Origin of the sequence: Enterococcus plantarum, assembly GCF_001730295.1 — a bacterium.
In the GTDB taxonomy this organism is placed as follows: Bacteria; Bacillota; Bacilli; order Lactobacillales; family Enterococcaceae; genus Enterococcus_L; species Enterococcus_L plantarum.
On the sequence record NZ_MIKA01000035.1, the window covers coordinates 1 to 1625 of the forward strand.

A 1625-nucleotide genomic window follows, 5' to 3' on the forward strand; every position below is an offset into this window, starting at 1 on the left:
TTTCCTCGTTTTTTTTATACTACGTAAATAAGTGTAAATACTATGCATTGGAACCCACAAAAGAGTTTTTATTTGTTTTAAATCAAAAAAAAAGGATAATGGATACTCTTTATAAGAGGAAACTATTTATTTTCTATTATTATTATATCTGTTAAATGATTAAAAACAACCCTTTTTTTAATTTTCTTCTTACTTTTTTCAAAAAAGAAGAGTTTTTAACTAGATAATTACACTTTTTATTGAACGTCAAATAAGCCGTCAATTTAGAAAGGATGAATATTATGGCACGTAAAGGTGAAAATATTTATAAGCGAAAAGATGGACGCTGGGAAGGGCGTTATAAAAAAGGACGAAAAAAGAATGGTCAATTGAAGTATGGCTATATTTATGGGCAAACATATGCAGATGTTAAATACCGTCTCTATACCTACAAATTGCATTATCATGCGCTCATTCAGCAACAAGGAGAAAGTGGCTTTTCTTATGAAGAATGGACTCTTATCTGGCTTTCCCAACAACAATCTACCGTTAAAGTATCTACCTATACAACCTATCTCTATAAGTTAAAGAAATACATACTCCCGTCAATCGGAAACTGTCCATTGAATCAATTAACGCACGAAACTGTTCAAAATCTTGTGAATAGTTGGCTTCAGTACGGTCTCAAAGCTTCAACCATCCATGTTTTGTACCAACTAGTAAAAAAAACATTAAAAGATGCGACAGAACAAAGCTATTTAAAGCAAACACCCTGTACAAAAATTCGATTACCAAAAAAAAGACAAGTACGCGTACGTGCTATGACAAAAAAGGAACAACATGTGCTAGAAAGTTGTGCGAAGGGGCTTCCCTTATACAAAGGATTATCTGTTTTATTGGCTCTGAATACAGGACTAAGAATAGGGGAAATTGCAGCTTTACGTTGGACTGATATAGATTTGAAGCAGCGAATGATTCATATAACTCAAACCTTTCAACGCGTATCGTTAGAAGGTGGAATAAAAAAAACGCAACTGCTCATGGATAGTTCAAAAACAGAAAGTTCTAATCGAGTGATCCCTATTAGCACAACGTTATATAAATACCTAAAAAAGTGGAAAAAGAAGGCGCCTGGGAGTTATGTATGCTCCAATAGTGAACTGCCGAGTGAACCTCGCTTACTGACCTACTATTTCCATAAAATACGAAAACAATGCGGATTTGAGCATCTTCATTTTCATCAGTTAAGACATACGTTTGCGACACGTTGTATAGAAACAAGCTCAGATATTGTGTCGCTGAGCCGTTTGTTGGGTCATACGTCTACAAAAACAACATTGGATATTTACGCCGATTCTATGGTCGAAAGTCGAATAAAAGTTATCACAAATATGAGTAAAGCATTGCAATAAAAAGTAAAAAATACTAATCATTTATAAATAAGTAAAACAAACAAATGTAAACGTTTTCTTCAAGCGTGAAATTTTTAAATAGATAGTGAAAGATACTAGACTCTACTCGAATAGAGTCTAGTTAGTTGTCGTCACTTTTATTTATACGCCGTCAATCATCGTCACAAGTAGGCACAAAGTAGTATATCTGGAGGGCTTAATGGTTATTTACGTAGTATAAAAAAAACGAGGAAA

Annotated in this window: 1 protein-coding gene; it reads left to right on the top strand. The window is 33.6% G+C overall.

The window, feature by feature from the left end:
- Nucleotides 1-281: 281 nt before the first annotated feature.
- Nucleotides 282-1391: a tyrosine-type recombinase/integrase gene (locus tag BCR22_RS10840; protein WP_069654923.1), complete on the top strand. Its 1110-nt coding sequence runs from the start codon at nucleotides 282-284 to the stop codon at nucleotides 1389-1391.
- The last annotated feature ends 234 nt before the right edge of the window (nucleotides 1392-1625 follow it).

Excerpts from the sequence above, each read along its gene's own strand:
- BCR22_RS10840 (WP_069654923.1), top strand. The coding sequence starts at position 282 with ATGGCACGTAAAGGTGAAAATATTTATAAGCGAAAAGATGGACGCTGG.